The organism is Pseudomonas sp. PDM14 (assembly GCF_014851905.1).
GTDB lineage: Bacteria > Pseudomonadota > Gammaproteobacteria > Pseudomonadales > Pseudomonadaceae > Aquipseudomonas.
The window spans coordinates 201,227-218,638 of the sequence record NZ_JACVAQ010000002.1 but is presented as its reverse complement, the minus strand read 5'-3'; the positions used below and the strand labels follow the sequence as shown (position 1 = coordinate 218,638).

The window sequence follows — 17,412 nt, the reverse complement described above, 5'->3', positions numbered from 1 at the left end:
GGTAGGCCAGGATGACGCGCACGTCCGGCCGCAAAAAGTCTGTAAATTGGCGTCATTCTGATGGCGCATCAATTGCTGGCACAATAGCGCCCCCGAAAATTTGAGGAGGCCGTCATGGCAAAAGCAATGGCCCGCCACATTCTGGTCAAGACCGAAGCGGAAGCTGCTGCGCTGAAGAAGCGCATCGCCGCCGGCGAGGCCTTAGATGTGCTGGCACGCAAGCACTCGACCTGCCCGTCGGGCAAGAAAGGTGGCGATCTGGGTGAGGTCCGTCCCGGGCAGATGGTGCGTGCCATCGACCAGGTCATTTTCAAGAAGGAGCTGCGCACCGTGCACGGCCCGATCAAGAGCCAGTTCGGCTATCACCTGGTGCAGGTGTTCTACCGCGACTGAGGCGTGCCGTTACGACCAGGGCTGAGTGCCAACCACCGCGTCGAAGCTCACCAGCTGGTTGCGCCCGCGCTCCTTGCCCCAGTACAGGCGCCGGTCGGCGCAGCGGTAAAGCTCGTCGGCACTGGCGCCGTCCACCGGCCACTCGGCCAGGCCGAAGGTTGCCGAGAGCGGAATGACCTGGTCGTCATAGTGCAGCGCGTTGCTGGCGATCTGGTGCCGCAATTCCTCGACCATCGGATCGGCACCGATCCGGTCGGTATCACGCAGCAGCAGGCCGAACTCTTCGCCACCCAGGCGCCCGAGGTAGTCGGTGACGCGCAGGCGCCGCTGCAGGCAGTCGCAGATGTGCTGCAACGCGCGATCGCCCGCCTCGTGACCCCAACGGTCGTTCACCTCCTTGAAGTGATCGATGTCGAGGATCACCAGTACCAGATGGCTGTTGCTGCGCGTCGCCTCCTGGATGCTGCGCTCCAGCGCCTGCTGGAAGCTGCGCCGGCTGGCGGCACCGGTGAGCGCGTCAGTCTGTGCCAGGTAGGTCTGGTACATGAACGCAGCGGCGCGGCGGGTTTCGTAGAGGTGGACGAAGAACATGATCATCAGGCCGCAGAGCACGGCATTGCCCAGGTCGATCAGCCCTTCCGGGGTCAGCGCGCTGGGATAACGGTCCATGTAGAGGACGATGGCGATCAGGCCGAACGGTAGTGACAGGCCGAAGCCGCGGTTGCGCCCGAGCAGCAGGTAGGACAGCAGCGGGATCATGTAGACCCAGACAAAGGCCGTTGGCGAGGCCTTGGGCATGATCATGATGTAGACGAGAAAGCAGTAGGTCGGGATCAGGTACAGGTAGATCCACGGCGTCAGGTTGCGTACCCGCACGATGCGCCAGGCGCCCCACAGCATGACCAACCCGACCAGGATTTCGAAGGTTGCCAGCAGATGGTTGCCGGCCAGCATCTGCAGGACGCTGAACCCGCACAACGTCACGCCGGTGGAGGCCAGAATGACGCGCATGAGCGTGCGCTGCCCCGCTTCCTCGAGGGCGCTCTTGTCCATGGGCATTCCTGGGCGAAACAGCTCGGGGGCTTCGCGTTTCATGTGCTTTCCTAGCGCCGCATCCAGCAACGCATGTGCAGGGGTGTGGCACATAGTCGCGCGCCACGCTGTTAGGCGCGCACAATACCACCCGGTGGCCTCGGCTGGCACCCAAGGAGTGACCGATGAAAACGCTGATCTGGCGTGGCCTGTGGGACGCGCGGCATCCCTCCTGGGAGCATCTCGACCTGGCGCCGCTGCAGGCCGAAAGCCAGTTGCGCGCCTGCGACGAGCACGGCCATCCCTTCCAGCTCGACTACGCACTGAGTCGTTCTAATTTTCGTAGACGCCTCCGAATCTCAAAATCGAGCACAAGCGAACGTCCGCCTCTGGCCGGTCCTTGCCTGATGCAACAGGCTTAAAACGGCCATTAGCGGTCACTTCTGATTGCTCAGAGATGCCTCTAGCCGGTCGAGAAAGACCCGAACGCGATGAGGTACTTGCTGGCGGGTTGGAAGCACAGCGGTGATGAAGAGTTGTTCGGGTGTTGCGTCCCCGAGCTCCACCAGTCGCAAGCTGTTCTCCTCCAAATCGTCACGTACATCCCAGTAGGTGAGCATTGCTAGCCCCAACCCTTGTTTGCTCGCTGTTCGCACTGCTTCGACACTATTCGCAGAAAATACACTTTCACCTTTGAAGCCAACTGCTTCCCCCTCCCGCACGAAGGGCCAATGCGGCATACCGTGAAGCGCGATGCAGCGATGACGACGAAGGTCATCGAGAGTAGCAGGCACGCCATGCTGCGCCAGGTATGTGGGGCTTGCGCACAGCACTCGGGGATTGGAGGCTAGTGAGCGAGCAACCAAAGCGGAGTCGCGCAGGGTCGCAATACGGATCGCCACGTCGATGCCCAGGCTGACGATGTCTACGATGCTGTCCGAAAGGTGGAGGTCAACTTGCAGAGCAGGATGATCGGCCAGCAACTGTGGGATGAGCGGCATGATGACGGCCTGACCGAACACTGTTGGAGCCGTCACCTTCAATACACCGCTGGCCGCTCCAGCGTTCGCCTTCAAGGTGACTTTTGCTGCCTCGCTCGCTCCAAGAAGCGTTTTGGAAAATGGGAGGAAAACCTCCCCTTCGGGCGTGAGCGAAACCGCACGCGTGGTGCGATGCACCAATCGAACGTCCAGCTCATGCTCAAGAGAAGCGAGCCGACGTGACACTGTCATGGGTGACAGTCCTAGTCGCCGAGCAGCCCCGGAGAGGCTGCCGCTTTCAGCAATGGCTGCGAACACCTCGACGTCCGAAATCTGCATCTTTATATCTCTTTTGGTTAAAGCGCTTTATCCATTTTGCCTGATTCTCTTCGCCACCATTGATGTCTAGCCTTTGCGCATTGCCTTGCACGGCAGAAAGCACAGAGAGGACACCGATAATGCTCAATCCACAAATTCTAACCCCATACGATATTGCTGGCCGCTCACTGAGGAACCGACTGGCGGTAGCTCCAATGACACGCGTTAGCGCCACCGAAACGGGGCACGCCACTCAGGAGATGGCGCGGTACTACGAGCGCTTTTCCCAAGGAGGCTTTGGCCTAGTCATCACTGAAGGCATCTATACCGACCAAAAGCACTCGCAGGGTTACCCCTTCCAACCTGGCATCACCGATGAACAGCAGGCCCAGGCTTGGCAAATGGTTACGAACACTATCCACGCTCATCAGGGCGCAGTCTTTGCCCAACTCATGCACGCAGGAGCCCTTAGCCAAGGCAACCGCTTCGTCGACTTTCCGGCAGCTCCCTCAGCGCTGCGCCCCAAGGGAGAACAGATGAAGTTTTACTACGGATCGGGTCAGTACCCCCTGCCCCGAGCGATGACCGAAGAAGATATTGCCGACGCCATCGAGGGATTTTCCCAGGCCGCAATTCGGTCAATTAGATCCGCAAAATTTGATGGCATCGAAATCCACGGCGCGAACGGCTACCTGCTTGATCAGTTCCTCACGGAATACACAAATCGGCGCGAAGACCGTTGGGGTGGCTCCGTACAGGCTCGAATGTACCTGACCCTGGAAGTCGTCAAAGCGGTAAGGAAGGCGATAGGTGCGGTGCCTGTGGGCGTACGAATCTCGCAGAGCAAGGTCAATGACTACGAGCACAAGTGGGCCGAGGGAGAGCAAGCTGCGGAGGTGATCTTCGGCTCACTCAGCGACGCTGGCGTCGACTTCATTCACGTCACGGAATTCGAAGCTTGGAAGCCAGCATTCCCCGCCGGCAACACCAGCCTTGTGTCCCTCTCACGTCGCTACGCACCACAGGTGGCGTTGATTGCAAATGGCGGCTTGCATACGCCAGAACATGCTTTATCCGTGATGGAGGAAGGTGCCGACATCATTGCAATCGGAAAGGCCGCGCTTGCGAACCCCGATATGCCTCGACGACTAGCCGGCAATGAAGCTCTAGATGAGTTTGATTCTTCGATCTTGGGGCCAATTGCCAACATCAAGAGTAGCGAGTTGGCTTTGGTTTGAGAGCAATGACAGAGGCGGACGACCGTGTCCGCTTCTGGCCGATGCTGTTGAAAAACTAGATGTGCGACAGAGCCGCTTGCTCGTAGCCTGAAAAACGTCTAAATCAGGCGTTGCTACGCGAAATCTACCGCAGGTTCGACCACCGCAACGATTTAGACTTCAGCCTCAGTCACGCACTTTCGGCGAAGGAAATCGGCGAGGCAGTTTTCAACAGAGTCAGCCAATAGCAACCGTTCAAATCACTCCCCATTACTTCACGCAGCATTGATGGCGCTGGACAGCAATCACTCACGTACAGCGCCAGCGGCTGGATGGACTTGGCGACTCGATGCAGAGCTTCAGTGATTCAACTAGCGATTTACTCCGCAGCGGTATCGACAGGGCCGGCTTCGGTTGGCGCCTTCGGTGCTGACTGATCGCGTCGCGCTTGCCTGCGCTGCCGCTGAGCCTGCTGCTTGGCATGTAACGCCTGAGCCGCCGTCACTATGCCAACTGCCTGGCCGCTCAAATCCAGGCGCGGTGCATTCTCCGTCATGCTGGCCCAGTAGCGGCCTCCTCGGCACCAGGTAGCGATACCCAGCTTAAGCTGTTCGCTTGACACGCCAAGCAGCTCCAAATGCTGCTCGGCATCTTTGAGGATGCCCTCCTTGAGCGGAACTTTGGGGGCCGGATTGACCGGAAAGGCCAATGGAAAGTGCTTCTGCAATCGCCAGATCGCGTCCACCGCAGGGTCTTTCTCTCGAGGTTTCTCTTGCTGCGAAGGCTGTCGTTTACGCTGCTTCGTGCGATCTGTCTTGGCCTGTTCTTTTTCCGCTCGCAGGCGGTCACGTAACTCAGCTAATTGTTCAAAACCCATACTTCAGTTCGCAGCTTCTATTTAATCCGTGGCACAAGGTTATCTCATGCCGTCTCTTACATCAGCCTAATCAGGAAGTGGCGCGATGAAGTGGAGTGATTGCCGCGCTCCAATCGCTCGCCGGCATGTAATGACGCAGTGCCCTAGCGAACGTAACCAGACACTCGGTAGCCTGCCGGCCCCGCGCTCGGTTAGTTAGATTGATCGTTCCCCCTCCCTTGCTGTCTTCCACATACACCAAGGGAGTCAACTATGTGCGGACGATTCACCCAGTACCGTCCCCCACAGCGCTACGCCCAGGAGATCGGCCTGAGTGCAGACCAGCTCGTCCTGCTACATGCAGCCCACGCCAAGGAGCGCTACAACATTGCCTCCGGCGCACACGCGCATGTCATGCACATCACGCACGGGTTGCTCCATGACGTTGAGGTGCCATGGGGATGGGGGCCGATGCGCACCGACGTGAAGGCCATCAATGCTCGCATGGAGAGCGTCGCCAGCACGCCGTTCTGGAAGCCCATTTGGCCGTCAGGTCGAGCCATTGTGGGGATTGATGGCTGGTACGAGTGGAAGAAGCATCCAGACATCGAAACGATCACGCAGCCCTACTACATACGCCTCAAGTCTGGCGCACCGATGCTGGTTGCCGCCATCGGCGAACTGCCAGACGGCATCGATCCGCCGAATCGAGGATTCGCCATGCTCACGGGCGCAGCCGACAAGGGCTTCGTCGACGCTCACGCACGTAAACCCTTGCTGTTACCGGCCGACCTCGCCCGCACCTGGCTCAGCGAGGCAACAGCGCCCGAGGACGCATTGTCTATCGTGGAGCATCGGGTGCTACAGGCGGCCGACTTCGAATGGTTTCCGGTCGGCAAGGCGATCGCACACCCAAGCAACCAAGGTCCTGAGCTAATTGAAGAAATCAGCGACCCGATGCTGTAAGTAACTTCACCATGGATTTCACATGGCCAAGGGGGCAGGATGCCGCGGCTGTTCGCTACGCCTACGAATGAAAGGTGACAGCAAGACAGGCTTTAATTTACTGTATATAGATACAGTAAATTGGATTTCCCACCATGGCAAAACGCGTCCTTCCCGCGACACCCTCCGCTTATGAGGCCCTTGCCAGCCGACTGCTGCGCATCATCAACTCCCCCACGGCCCAACGCGCCAAGCACGCATGCTTGCCGAGGCTGCCTGAAGACAGTGACGGAGACTGGCAACGCGTGATGGACGGTCTGGCAGAAGAAGACAACGTTACCGTCGCCCATCGTGACGATGGCAGCGTCGACGTATTCTGGACCGTGCTCAAGGACGACTGAGCCAACCGGCGCCACGAGTAGGCTGATGACAAGCGCGCTACAGTGCCAGGCATTATGGGGGGAGACTGACCATGCATTGGCTCGTCACCTATCGCTTCGCGGGCGACAATCACGCACTGACGATGCGCTCGCAGAACATTCCCAGTCTCAAGGCAATCGCCTTCAAGACCGTCATGACGGCCTATAACGAAGCGCCTCCCGTACCACTGGATGGCATGCCGCTCGAACAGTGGATGCGCGAGTGCGGCATCGAGCTGATCGATGTCACTCTGCAGCGCCGCAACCGCCCCCACCGCGCGGTGGGCACCCCATAAATGCCTGCGACGAATATCCACCCCGACGGTCCACTCTGAACCAGCGTTCGGAGATGGCCATGTGTAGCGGTGTAGAGACGCGCAACGGGGACAAGATCAGCAAATCCCTTTTCATCGGTGTGCGCCCCAGGCTGCCCGTGCTGATTGCCAATAGCGCCGAGGTCGAATGGATTTGCTGGGGGCGACGCAAGAAGGAAAAGGGCTCCGGCCCACAAGGCGGCTGGGCTCGGATCAGTACTGTGCAAGCCGGGGACTGGGAAATGATGCAACCGCAACGGGGCTACGCCTTGATCGAACGTTTCTTGCAGAAGGAAGGCAGCTCGGGCACCCCAGGCCGGCGCCTTTCCCAGTGGGTTCTGGTGCCGCGTGGTCAGGTCGTCGAATGCCTGGTAGTGGGTCTGGGCGCCGAGCGACGCGCTTACATCATCACAACAACACCGCCAGTAGAGTTCCAGAGGTTTCGTGACCGCTGGCCGCTGATGGTGGATCTCCAGCCCCACGCCCTCCTTGTCGACACAGTGACAGTGCCTACCTCATGAAACGGTCTGAAGTGATAACGCGCTGCGAACAAATGCTGATGGCCCTGCAGGCAGGCGTGACCGATACTGCCAGCCACAGTCCCGAGAAAACGCGCAAGTTGATCGAAATCCAGAACGAGATCATCCAGGCCTACAGCAACTCTCAGCTCAGCGATGAGGATTTCGTCATTGCCAAAGGCCTGATCCGTCAGATCTCGGATGAATTTCGCAAGCAGTGACGACCGGCGCGGTCTAGTCAGATGACTCCCTGCCTACTTGCTGTGCTCCGGCGAAGAAGGCCCGCTGCCCAACCCGCGCGGCCCGGCGATACCCCAATACACCAGCCCTAGTAACGGGACGACGGTGATGCCGATCGCCCAGGCTGATTTCACGCCAACCGTCTTATCACTACGAAAAACGCTGACGATTGCCCAGATATCAAGGGCGATCAAGATGCTGCACAAGGCTATCCATACGAGTGGATTTACGTCTTGCATGACCTTCTCCTCCAATAGCGCCGCCATGGAATGGCGCAGAGCTCATCGGCCCTGCAATTCGGCCGCTTCCAAATAGGAAGTCAGCGGCTCAACAACGTTGATAAAAAACGCGAAGCCTTGGGACATGGCCTCGCATGCTCGGTACACCGTTAGCGCTAGTTGTAAGGCTCCACTTCCAGGCAGCGCCACTCTCCACCCTCTTGCAGCAGGCGTTTCAGATAGGCGTCGGCGCTCAACAACTGATAGGGAAAGTAGAGTCCGGGCGGGGTCGCCGGCTGGCCGTCCAGCCCGAGCAGCCGCTCAAGAATCATCGACACGCTGAGGCCGGTCAGCGGAGCTGCGCCGGCCGGGTGGATAACCGCGTGACGTGTTCGCAGCGGTTCGCCCTTCAAGCCCTCGCCAGCAAGTTCGATGATGATTTCGGTCGACATCGGCAGTTCCTGGCGTCGCGTCGAGCTCACGGCGGTGGCCATGTTGAACTGAATATTGGACGCGCCCGTGGCGGCTGCCAGGCCGACGACATCGATGGACGAAAATCCGGATGCGTCGATCTGCGTCCCGTCCACTGCGCGGAACCGAACCTTTGCATCATCTCCCTCACGCCAAACAAACACGCCATCGCGCCGGGTCAGCGCGGCGGGCAGCATATTGTTCAGGTGTTCGAAATCGGCTGCGACGGTCGGGCCGCCAGTATCCTGCTCATCGACCAGTGCGCTGATGCAGATGTCGTGTACTCGGCCGAACGCCTTGGCAGCGCTCAGCGTCGAGACTGTCGTCGCGCCCACCAGCCACTCATAGCCGAGAACAATCGGCGCGCTGTCTGGCTTGTGCATGTAGAAAGCGATTTCCGGCGCGATTTCAAAAACGCCGGAGGAAATACTGAGGTGAGGCACGCCGCGGGCCTGGGCGAAACGCAATCCGGCGAGCGCATGATCCATGTAAAAGACCACGACCGCGCTGACCGAACGATCACCGAGCCCCAGATCGTTGGCCGATGGATCTATCACTACGCCTTGCGCGCCGCCGACGTTTTCCGCAACCCGTTGGGCCTTGGCCAAATCGCGGCCACCGATCAGCAGCGGTATGTCGGGGTGGGCAGCGCGAAGCGCCTCAATGGTGCGCTGGCCTATGGCGCCAGAACCGCCCATTAGCAAAACCGGATTAGGTGACATGGGTCGTCCTCCTTGTTTTTCAAGATTCGCACTGGCGGAGAACGCAGTGCGTGGAGCAACTGCATCGCCACGCACTGCACGTCGAACGGACGGTGGTAAATAGCCCATCACAGGATGGAGAACGCGCGCCCCTCATTCACCGCGTGCGCGTTACGGTAAGCACCACCGCAGCGATGCGTTCGACCTGTTCATAGCCAGGCTTTAGCAGTTCCTCGCCAAATACATCAGGGTCGACCTCCTCATAGCGCCACGCCAGTTCCCGCCCGGCCACGGCATGGCGAACATGCTCGAGAAACGGATCACCGGCAGCGGTCATCGCCACACCGGTGTAGAGCAGCAGGCTGCCGCCCGGTGCCAGGCGTGACAATGCCGCGTCGAGGATGGCCACGGACAACCCGGCGCCCAACTCGCCGCCGCCATCCCGGTAGGCACGGCGCTCGCTGTCGAGCATGTACGGCGGGTTGGCGACGATCAGGTCAAACGCCCCTGGTGCCTCGTCGAGCAAATTGCTGTGCATGGCCTGCAAATTCTGCGCACCGGCCAGGGCGGCGTTGACCTCGGTGAGTTCGAGCGCACGGGGATTGATATCCAGCGCATGCACCTGAGCAGCAGGCCGCGCCAGGGCGATGCGCAGCGCGCCTGGCCCGGCGCCGCAGCCAATATCGACGGCACGCTGGATCGGCGGCGTCGACGGCGCACTGAGAAAAGCATCGATGGCTCGCACGAAGCGGTAGGTGTCAGGGCCAAAAAACACAGCGTCGGCCTGCTGGGTAGGGTACTGCGAATGCACGAACAACTGCCCGCCGAGGCTCGACCAACGCACCGCGCTGCGCCACTGCTCGCCCTCCTCGATCAGTACCCCGGCAGCGCGCATCAGTTCGATCAGCTCGGCGTCGAGCAGTTGGGGAGAAAAAGCTCGGCTCCAGCCAAACACGCCAGCGAGGTCGCGAGCCAGAGCATTCTGCGGTCGCGCGTTGACGTGGCTGTGAGTCAGTGGAGTGCCCGTGATGAAGCGATAGTCGCGTGCCTGCAGGGCGCAACCCAATTGCAGCAGGGCCTGCTGCTGCGGCGAGAAATGTTTCGGGCTCATGGCGTCTCCGCGTGAGTCAGTCGAGGTAGGCGTTGAACAGCCGTGTGGCCAACAGACCCGCCGGGGTGAAATGGCTGGCGGGCGAGATCAGCTCGATCAACCGCGCAGGCCGTTGCGCCGCCGGAAGCGCTCGCAGCTGGTCGTGTAGCGCTTGCGCGTCATCGTTGAGCGCATCGCATTGGGCCAGCGTCGGGACCTGCCGCCGTCGGCTGCGTGCACTGGGTTTTGCAGGCGTCCAGTCGCCGGCAATCCAGTCGTGCAGCAACTGCTGTTCGTAGGGGCTGAACACACCGAACATCGCTGCGCCCTCGCCCTGCACCAGTGTCCAGAAGCGGCTGTGCTGCGGGTCTTCATTGCGACGAATCCAGCCACGCGCCTCGAGTGCGGCGAGGAAGCCCGGCATCTGTCCGGACTCGCTCAGCCACTGGTTCACCGTGCGGCCCTCGATGCGGCAGTAATCGGAATGGACCATGCCGGCCACTTCGCGCTTGCGCTCGAACATGCCGAGCAACTCTTCTTCGAGGTCAAAGGACGCGATCACCGCCTTGGAGCCGAGGCCGAGGTCATTCAGCCGATAGCCCAGGGCTACACGGCGATAGAACGCCTCGCGGTCACCCACCAGTGGCAGATTCTCCAGCACGGCCTGCACGGCTTTCTGCGCGTGGCCGCTGCTGGCGTTGTCGATGGTTACGTGCAGTTGGAAGTAGTAGGGGTCGATGCCCAGCTCGGTCAGTTCGTAGCTGGTGATGAGCAGATGCAACGGCAACTGCTCGTAGCCCAGGTTGTAGCCCAGCACCTCAGGCAGGTACTCGTCGGCCAGATGACCGAGCGCCAATTGCTGGGCACCCTGGATGAAGTGTTCTTCATCCAGCTCGGCCAGTTCATCGCAGCCATGGTTGGAGAGCAGCTCCTTGTACAGCAGCACATGGTTCTGGGCCGGAACGCCGTCGCCCAGCTCTTCCAGGTAGGTACGAATCAACGGACGCAGGCGCAGTTCCTGCCAATGCGGCAGCAGGCCGTACAGCCAGGCACCATCGACCAACTTGGTCGGTGCGACGCGACGCAGGAAATACAGCGCCTGCGCACGGTTGGCAAAGTAACGCCGCGGTTGCCCCTGGCGTCGCTCGTCCAGATAGTCGGCGTAGGCCTGCGTGGTGCGCTGGGCGCCCTCGCGCACCCATTGCAGCAACTCTTCTGGATGGGCAGGCATGTCGCAGGAGAGCTGGGCTGCCTGCTCCAGCTGGGCATCGAGATAACTCTTGGCGTCGGCGCGGGCGCTATCGCTCAGCGTGGTCTGCAGCAATGCCTCGTACAACCTCCGCACGGGGCCGGAACGGCCGAGACTGGCGTCGTAGCGAGAGGCGGTAAAGATCGGGGTCAATGTCGTCATGGTCGAGCCTTGCGTGGGCAGTACAACGTGTTGCCAAGGACGGTCTGGTACAGCGAATCAAAAGGCGTTGATCCGATGCGAAAAGCCGCTTATACCGGTGAGCGAAAACTGCAATCGCCACTGGCTGTATGGAATAAGGAGTGGGCCACGCGGGGAAAGATTCCACCTATAAGATCAGCGGCAACCCCCCCCAACAACGTTTGCCCTGAACTCGCCCACCATGGCGGCATCCCTTGCATAGGAACCAGCCCACGCGAGCGCCTCATGCACGACTCCAACCGCTCATCCAAGAGTCCCAGTTTCGGCATCGAGGAGGAGTATTTCCTCGTCGATCCCCTGACCCGAGACATGCCGCCCGCCCCACCCGATGGCTTCATCGCAGCCTGCCGTGATGAGTTCGGCGAGCTGCTATGCGCTGAAATGTTCCAGAGCCAGATCGAACTGGTGACGCCGATCCTGCATCACCTCGACGACGCCCGTGAGCACCTGCTGCAGGGACGGCAACGGCTGATCGCGGTAGCTGAGCGGTTCGATCTGGACGTGATCTGCGTCGGCGCGCACCCGTTCGCGGACTGGCGCGAGCAACGGGCGAGTGAAGCAGGCAGTTACCCGCAGCTGTTCGCCGATCACCAGATGGTGGCGCAGCGCAGCCTGCTCTCCGGCCTGCACGTACACGTCGGCATTCCCGCAGGCCACGATCGCATCCGGGTGATGAACCGTGTTTTACCGTGGCTGCCGCTGCTGCTGGCATTAAGCAGCTCATCGCCGTTCTGGGGCGGGCGCAACACCGGGCTGAAGAGTTATCGCCAGGCACTGTGCGGCGAGTGGCCGCGCATGGGCATGCCCGAACACTTCGCCGATGAACCGGCATTCAACGCTTACGCGCAGATGCTGGTGCGCGCGGGGGCCATCCGTAAAGCCAACGATGTCTGGTGGGCCATCCGCCCCTCTGCGCGCTACCCGACGCTGGAGCTGCGCATCGCCGATGCTTGCCCACTTGTGGAGGACGTGTTGTGCATCGTCGGGTTGTTTCGCGCCCTGGTTGCTCACGCCCTGCAACAGGATGACGACATTGCCGACGGCCATGCCCAGCGGCTACTGACCGCCGAGAACTACTGGCGCGCCCGGCGCTTCGGCGTGCAAGCGGCATTTATCGACGTTGAAGGCGCAGCGCTGCGAAACCTCGATAGCTGGCTGGACCACGCCGAAAGCCTGCTCGGTGAGGCGCTGGCCGAGCCGTGGATCTTTGCCCGCGCACGACAGATCCTGAGCAACGGCAGCAGCGCCGACCGGCAACTGGCGATCTTCAATCAGGCGCTGGACTCCCACACGGCCCCCAGCGAAGCGCTGGTGCGCGTAGTGAGTAGCCTGGTCGAAGAAACCGCACGCGACGCATGACGCAGGCCAGCCCGCTGGAGCAGGGTTATAGCGAGTAGGCCTCAGGGCCGCAGGATCACCTTGCGGCAATCCTCTTCCTTCTTGTCGAAGATGCGATAACCCTCGGCGGCCTCCGCCAGAGTCATGCGATGACTGATGATGATCTCCGGGTTCAGCGCCCCCTGCTGGATACGCTCCAGCAGCTCCGGCAATAGACCATGCACATGGGTCTGGCCCATCTTGAACGTCAGCCCCTTGTCAAAGGCGTCGCCGAACAGGAAGCCATGAATGAAGCCGGCATAGACACCCGGCACGCTCACCGTGCCGCCTCGGCGCACAGCCGCGATGCACTGGCGCAGCGCCTTGCCACTACTGCCTTCGAGTTTTAGCGAGGTCAGCACGGTCTCCGTGGTGCTGCCCTTCGCCTCGAAGCCAACCGCATCAATGGCCGCATCGACCCCACGGTGCCCCGCAGTCTGCTCGATGATCGCTTCGGCCGGGTCGTCGACCTTGTCGAAGTCGATGGGAATCACGCCATACGCCGACTGCGCGTAGGCCAGGCGATAGGGATGGTGATCGACCATGAAGATCTGCTCCGCACCGAGCATCCGTGCGCAGGCTGCCGCCATCAGTCCGACCGGACCGGCGCCGTAGATGGCCACGGTGCTGCCGCGCCCGATGCCGGCATTGATCACCGCCTGGTAGCCAGTCGGCAGAATATCGGTGAGAAACAGTACCTGCTCATCGTTGAGTTCATCGGGCACCTTGAACGGCCCGACGTTGGCCTTGGGCACACGCACCAATTCCGCCTGGCCGCCCGGCAGGCCGCCATACAGGTGGCTGTAGCCGAACAGCGCGGCCCCTGAGGGGATCTGTTTCTTATTGAGAATCGCGCCGCGCCCGGGGTTGGTGGTTTCGCAGGCGGCCTGCAGGTTCATCTCGCAAAAGAAACAACTGCCACAGGCAATCACGAACGGCACGATGACCCGATCGCCCTTGCGGACGGCGGTCACGGCACTGCCGACCTCCTCTACCACGCCCATGAACTCGTGGCCGAACACGTCGCCATGTTTCACTTGGGGAATCTTACCGCGGTACAGGTGCAGGTCCGACCCACAGATAGCCGTGGCGGTGACGCGCAGGATGATGTCGTCCGGTTCCTGGATGACCGGGTCCGGGACGGTGTCGACTCGGACGTCGTGGCTGCCATGGTAAGTCAGTGCGCGCATGTTGTTCTCCAGGGAATGAGGGCCGGTAAGGCTCCTAACGTCCGAGGAGGTGCTGTGTCGGTAAGTTCAGGTATGAGGATGAGTGGCCCGCTGGCCGACTGCGACCGCCGGTCTTGGCGCACGAACCTAACGGGGCACCACGGGCCGAATCCTGTATCCGCCCGCCCAGAGAGACACGCCATGAAAACCTTGCCCGCTGCCACCCTCGCGGCTGCCCTGCTGCTCAGCGCCGCCATCCAGGCGCAGACACCGACTGACGACGCTGCACAGCCGCCTGCCAATACGCCCCATGACCACTCGGCGAACGAGCCACTGTCCGATAAGCACCACAAGGTCAGGGAAGACAGCAAGGGCAAAGACGATGCCGCCGTGGATACCCTCGATGGCGACAACACCCCGGAGGGCCAGCACGGCGACTCCGACAATCCGAAAAATCCTGGCGGCGCCGGAGGTGATGGCCGCAACGATCCGGGCATGCTCGAATAAGCGCGCCACACGAGGCATTCGCGATGGTAGTCAGGCACGTCACCGCCCAGCAACTGGGGCTGGATAAAGGGCTCGCGGAAGCGGATGACGACGCGCTGTTCAAATGGCTGATTGCGAGTTTCCTGTTCGGCAAGCCGATCCAGCAGCGCATCGCCGAGCAGGCCTACCGGGTGATCGTCGAGCAACAGCAGCTAGATACGCCACGCAAACTGGGCACCTCCAGCAAGGGGCAACTGGTGCGCATGCTGGGCCAGGCGCATTACGTGCGCTACGACCACTCAACGGCCGAACGCCTGTTGAAACTGTGCCGCACACTCATCGATGAATACGACGGCAAACTCAGCACCATGCGCCAGCGCAGCCCGGATCGAGCCGTTTTTGAACACCACCTGTTGGCATTCGAAGGCATCGGGCCCAAGACCGTGGAAATATTCATGCGTGAAGCAGCGGCTGGACTGTACTGATTGATCAACGGCCTTCGCGGCCCTATGGGCAAAACTCGATGGCTCTGATTTGATTGGGTGCGCCGCAACCACCGATCCTCTCCGACACGTGAGTAACCCGCTCTGAAAGACTTATCCCGCAGCGAGCTTGAGGCAGAGGTCACCCGCCTCCGTGCCGCCCTGGAAAATACCGGGAGCGCGTCACAACACCCAACCGCGCGCGCACTCGAAGAAGCCCAGGAGCGTTATCGACTGGCAGCCAAAGCGACCAACGATGCCATCTGGGACTGGGACCTCAACGCCAACCACGTGCTGTGGAACGAGGCGCTGGAGCAAGCGTATGGCCACCCGGTCGCTACCATCGAGGCCACCGGGAACTGGTGGATCGCTCACATTCATCCTGATGATCGTGCCCGCATCGACACCTCGATCCATGCGGTGATTGATGGCGATAGCAGTGCCTGGTCCGACGAGTATCGATTTCAGCGCCTGGACGGTTCGTACGCCGAGGTGCTCGACCGGGGGCACGTGATACGTAATGCCGATGGCCGTGCTGTCCGCATGATCGGTGCAATGCTGGACCTGACCAAAGTGCGCACCACGGAGGCCGCCCTGCGCCAGAGCGAGGAGCGTTTCAGAACGATTCTGGAAACCACCGAGCATGCGTTTGCCATCGTCCAGGTCAAGTTCGATGACGACGACCGGCCGGTGGACTACCGCTTCGTCGAGGCCAACCCCGCGTTCGAGCGCCAGGCTGGGGTAGACCTCAAAGGCAAATGGGTCACCGAGTTCGTGCCCGACCTGGAGCGCTTCTGGTTCGAGACATACGGCCACGTCGCCAAGACTGGCGAGCCTGCCAACTTCGAAAACTACGCCAAGGGATTCGAGCGCTGGTTCGATGTGCGAGCCCTGCGCATTGGTGAGCCTCACGAACGGCAGATAGCGATCATCTTCAGCGACGTCACCGAAAGGCGTGATGCGCAGGAGCGCCTGCGGGTCAGTGAAGCCGCGGCTCGAAAAAATGGCGAGCGCGTGCAGCTGGCACTGGCCGCCGGGGCGATTATCGGAACCTGGCACTGGCACCTGCCCACCGACCGATTCACGGTCGACCAGGCGTTTGCACATGCCTTTGGCCTTGACCCTGCACTGGGACGCGAAGGCCTCAGCCTTGAGCAAATCATTGCCACCGTTCACCCGGAAGATTGCGAGGGGCTCAAAGCAGCGATTGAAGAGGTCGTTGCACGTGGAGGGGCGTATGCCTACCAGTACCGCGTCCGCCGTACGGATGGAAAATACTACTGGATTGAGGCAAACGGGCGAGTCGAGCTGGCCGAGGACGGCACACCCCTTAGTTTCCCCGGCGTACTCATTGACGTCGAAGGACGCCGTACCGTCGAGGCGGAACGGGACCGCGCGATCACCGCACTGCGTGCACTCAACGACACCTTGGAGCAGCGTGTCGTCGAACGGTCGGCGGAGCTGATGCAAGCGGAAGAAAAACTGCGTCAGTCGCAGAAGATGGAAGCCGTTGGACAGCTCACCGGCGGCTTGGCGCACGACTTCAACAACCTGCTGGCAGGTATATCAGGCGCCCTGGAGTTGATGAGCGTGCGAATTGCCCAGGGCCGCGGGCACGAAATTGAAAGATACATCGGCACAGCCCAGACCTCGGCCAAGCGCGCGGCGGCGCTGACCCATCGGCTACTCGCCTTCTCCCGGCGCCAGACACTCGACCCACGACCGACCGATGTGAACATGCTGATCGCGGGGATGACCGATCTGATCCAGCGGACGGTTGGCCCTGCAATCCAGGTGGAGACGGCCGGCATTCGCGACCTCTGGCCGGCCCTAGTGGATGCGAGTCAACTGGAAAATTCGTTGCTAAATCTGTGCATCAACGCGCGCGATGCGATGCCCCACGGTGGCCACATCAAGATCGAGACGGCGAACCGGGTTATCAATCAGGCGTCTGCCGTCACCCTCGACATAGCCGCGGGCGAATACCTTTCGCTGTCCGTCACGGATACTGGCATCGGCATGTCGCCAGAGATTATCGCCAAGGCATTCGATCCGTTCTTCACCACCAAGCCTATCGGCCAGGGAACCGGGCTGGGGCTTTCGATGATTTACGGCTTTGCCAAACAGTCTGGCGGGCAAGTCCGCATCCGCTCGGAAGTTGGCCAGGGCGCTTCCATCTGCATCAACCTGCCGCGCTACCTGGGTGAAACGCCTCAGGAAGAAACCAGCGCCAGCAGCTCACCGACAACACTGACCGAGGCCGGCGAAACGATACTGATCGTGGACGATGAGCCGACGGTTCGCGCGCTCCTCACCGAAGTGCTGCACGATCGCGGGTACAGCCTGATCGAGGCCGCCGACAGCCTGGCCGGGCTGAAAGTGCTGCGCTCGGACGTACACATCGACCTGCTCATAACCGATGTCGGCCTGCCTGGTGGCATGAACGGCCGACAGATGGCGGACACGGGACGAGAGCTTCGCCCTGAGCTGAAAACCCTGTTTATTACCGGCTACGCAGAGCATGCAGCCTTCTGGCATGGCCGCCTCGAGCCGGGAATGGAAGTACTGACTAAGCCCTTCGCCATGGAGACGCTAGCGGCGCGTGTCCGGGAGTTGATCAGCAAATAGGTGAGCTGGGGACCTTACCCAGCCAGTCCGCCGACACCTCTTTCAGGCAATTTTCCAGTTGAGTTCCCGCGAAGTCGCCAGTCTTCAGCCGAGAGATAGCTGCAATCG

20 protein-coding genes are annotated in these 17,412 nt (G+C 61.1%); 12 read left to right on the top strand and 8 right to left on the bottom strand.

What is annotated here, in order from left to right:
* The first annotated feature begins 114 nt into the window (after positions 1-114).
* Positions 115-393 carry a peptidylprolyl isomerase gene (locus IB229_RS13725; protein WP_192329843.1) on the top strand — a complete coding sequence of 93 codons (279 nt, stop codon included), beginning with the start codon at positions 115-117 and terminating at the stop codon, positions 391-393.
* Between the two features lie 9 nt (positions 394-402).
* On the opposite strand, the gene IB229_RS13720 is transcribed toward IB229_RS13725, so the two are convergent.
* A complete protein-coding gene (locus IB229_RS13720; RefSeq protein ID WP_192329841.1) occupies positions 403-1,488 on the bottom strand; it encodes a GGDEF domain-containing protein in 1,086 nt (361 codons plus the stop codon).
* 122 nt (positions 1,489-1,610) lie between these two features.
* Between IB229_RS13720 and IB229_RS13715 the strand changes: the two genes are divergently transcribed.
* Positions 1,611-1,847, top strand: a complete 237-nt coding sequence (locus tag IB229_RS13715; RefSeq protein ID WP_192329839.1) for a hypothetical protein — start codon at positions 1,611-1,613, stop codon at positions 1,845-1,847.
* Positions 1,848-1,862: 15 nt separating this feature from the next.
* Here IB229_RS13715 and IB229_RS13710 read toward each other — a convergent pair whose 3' ends face one another.
* Positions 1,863-2,744, bottom strand: a complete 882-nt coding sequence (locus IB229_RS13710; protein ID WP_192329837.1) for a LysR family transcriptional regulator — start codon at positions 2,742-2,744, stop codon at positions 1,863-1,865.
* 119 nt (positions 2,745-2,863) lie between these two features.
* Between IB229_RS13710 and IB229_RS13705 the strand changes: the two genes are divergently transcribed.
* On the top strand, positions 2,864-3,961 hold the full coding sequence (locus IB229_RS13705; RefSeq protein ID WP_192329835.1) for a tRNA-dihydrouridine synthase: 1,098 nt from the start codon (positions 2,864-2,866) through the stop codon (positions 3,959-3,961).
* 358 nt (positions 3,962-4,319) lie between these two features.
* Here IB229_RS13705 and IB229_RS13700 read toward each other — a convergent pair whose 3' ends face one another.
* Positions 4,320-4,817, bottom strand: a complete 498-nt coding sequence (locus IB229_RS13700) for a ProQ/FinO family protein (RefSeq protein WP_192329833.1) — start codon at positions 4,815-4,817, stop codon at positions 4,320-4,322.
* Between the two features lie 252 nt (positions 4,818-5,069).
* Between IB229_RS13700 and IB229_RS13695 the strand changes: the two genes are divergently transcribed.
* The 5 genes from IB229_RS13695 to IB229_RS13675 all read left to right on the top strand — a co-directional run bounded on the left by IB229_RS13695 (position 5,070) and on the right by IB229_RS13675 (position 7,213).
* Positions 5,070-5,762, top strand: coding sequence for an SOS response-associated peptidase (locus IB229_RS13695; RefSeq protein WP_192329831.1), 693 nt, complete (start codon positions 5,070-5,072; stop codon positions 5,760-5,762).
* A gap of 134 nt (positions 5,763-5,896) precedes the next feature.
* Complete coding sequence (locus tag IB229_RS13690) at positions 5,897-6,142, top strand: DUF1654 domain-containing protein (RefSeq protein ID WP_192329829.1); 246 nt, start codon at positions 5,897-5,899, stop codon at positions 6,140-6,142.
* 71 nt (positions 6,143-6,213) lie between these two features.
* Positions 6,214-6,456, top strand: a complete 243-nt coding sequence (locus IB229_RS13685) for a hypothetical protein (RefSeq protein ID WP_192329827.1) — start codon at positions 6,214-6,216, stop codon at positions 6,454-6,456.
* Between the two features lie 59 nt (positions 6,457-6,515).
* Positions 6,516-6,995: a hypothetical protein gene (locus IB229_RS13680; protein WP_192329825.1), complete on the top strand. Its 480-nt coding sequence runs from the start codon at positions 6,516-6,518 to the stop codon at positions 6,993-6,995.
* 32 nt (positions 6,996-7,027) lie between these two features.
* Positions 7,028-7,213 (top strand): hypothetical protein, encoded by a 186-nt coding sequence (locus IB229_RS13675; protein ID WP_192329823.1) that lies wholly within the window; start codon positions 7,028-7,030, stop codon positions 7,211-7,213.
* 33 nt (positions 7,214-7,246) lie between these two features.
* Here the strand turns inward: IB229_RS13675 and IB229_RS13670 are convergent, their stop codons facing one another.
* The 4 genes from IB229_RS13670 to IB229_RS13655 form a co-directional block, all read right to left on the bottom strand.
* Positions 7,247-7,471, bottom strand: a complete 225-nt coding sequence (locus tag IB229_RS13670) for a PLD nuclease N-terminal domain-containing protein (protein WP_192329821.1) — start codon at positions 7,469-7,471, stop codon at positions 7,247-7,249.
* Between the two features lie 155 nt (positions 7,472-7,626).
* Positions 7,627-8,643 carry an NAD(P)-dependent oxidoreductase gene (locus tag IB229_RS13665; RefSeq protein WP_192329819.1) on the bottom strand — a complete coding sequence of 339 codons (1,017 nt, stop codon included), beginning with the start codon at positions 8,641-8,643 and terminating at the stop codon, positions 7,627-7,629.
* Positions 8,644-8,779: 136 nt separating this feature from the next.
* A complete protein-coding gene (locus tag IB229_RS13660) occupies positions 8,780-9,733 on the bottom strand; it encodes a methyltransferase (RefSeq protein WP_192329818.1) in 954 nt (317 codons plus the stop codon).
* Positions 9,734-9,749: 16 nt separating this feature from the next.
* On the bottom strand, positions 9,750-11,123 hold the full coding sequence (locus IB229_RS13655; RefSeq protein ID WP_192329816.1) for an iron-containing redox enzyme family protein: 1,374 nt from the start codon (positions 11,121-11,123) through the stop codon (positions 9,750-9,752).
* 9 nt (positions 11,124-11,132) lie between these two features.
* Here IB229_RS13655 and IB229_RS13650 point away from each other — a divergent pair, with 9 nt between their 5' ends.
* A complete protein-coding gene (locus tag IB229_RS13650) occupies positions 11,133-12,521 on the top strand; it encodes a carboxylate-amine ligase (RefSeq protein WP_225579151.1) in 1,389 nt (462 codons plus the stop codon).
* 41 nt (positions 12,522-12,562) lie between these two features.
* Here IB229_RS13650 and IB229_RS13645 read toward each other — a convergent pair whose 3' ends face one another.
* Entirely contained in the window at positions 12,563-13,729 is a 1,167-nt protein-coding gene (locus tag IB229_RS13645; protein WP_192329813.1) for a zinc-dependent alcohol dehydrogenase, read from the bottom strand.
* Between the two features lie 180 nt (positions 13,730-13,909).
* Between IB229_RS13645 and IB229_RS13640 the strand changes: the two genes are divergently transcribed.
* From IB229_RS13640 to IB229_RS13630, 3 genes are all read left to right on the top strand, one after another.
* Entirely contained in the window at positions 13,910-14,215 is a 306-nt protein-coding gene (locus tag IB229_RS13640) for a hypothetical protein (RefSeq protein WP_192329811.1), read from the top strand.
* Positions 14,216-14,238: 23 nt separating this feature from the next.
* Positions 14,239-14,679: a DNA methylase gene (locus tag IB229_RS13635; RefSeq protein ID WP_192329809.1), complete on the top strand. Its 441-nt coding sequence runs from the start codon at positions 14,239-14,241 to the stop codon at positions 14,677-14,679.
* Positions 14,680-14,781: 102 nt separating this feature from the next.
* Complete coding sequence (locus tag IB229_RS13630; RefSeq protein WP_192331576.1) at positions 14,782-17,304, top strand: PAS domain-containing protein; 2,523 nt, start codon at positions 14,782-14,784, stop codon at positions 17,302-17,304.
* Positions 17,305-17,412: the final 108 nt, after the last annotated feature.